This is a genomic window from Bacillus sp. HY001, from assembly GCF_007558965.1.
Classification (GTDB): domain Bacteria; phylum Bacillota; class Bacilli; order Bacillales; family Bacillaceae_G; genus Bacillus_A; species Bacillus_A mobilis.
Window position 1 is genome coordinate 1 of record NZ_VLTE01000412.1, and the last position, 491, is coordinate 491.

The 491-nt window shown below is 34.6% G+C and carries 1 protein-coding gene; it reads left to right on the forward strand.

All coding sequences use genetic code 11. The features are described from left to right. Positions 1-491, forward strand: a 491-nt coding sequence (locus FOT98_RS32025; protein ID WP_144291308.1) for a tyrosine-type recombinase/integrase, incomplete at both ends; no start/stop codon positions are given.

Below are 491 nucleotides of genomic sequence, written 5' to 3' on the forward strand. Positions count from 1 at the left end.
TTTAATAATAATGATGATGCTGCATTCCTGCGCTTTCTAGCAAACGATTATGAATTTATTCTGAAAGAAACTTCTACTCGTAAATACAATTACTTTTTACGTGACAAAGAACGTGATATTGCCTTAATTAGCCTTATTTTAGGTACAGGGCTACGTGTGTCAGAATTAGCAAGTCTTAGCCTATCTAGCGTTAATTTCCGGCAAAAAACAATCAAAGTGATTCGTAAAGGGAATAAAAAATCATCCATACTTGCTACTCAATCCAGTCTAGATGATGTACAAGAGTATTTGAAAGTACGCCAAGAAAGGTATGGTTGTCCCCCAGAAGAAGAAATTATGTTTGTAACAAGGTACCAAGGAAAATACACCCAGCTTTCTGTCCGTGCCATACAAAATTTAGTAGATAAATATACAAGTGCATTTGATGAAAAACGCAGTCCTCATAAACTACGACATACCTATGCTACAAATCATTATAAAGAAAATAAGGA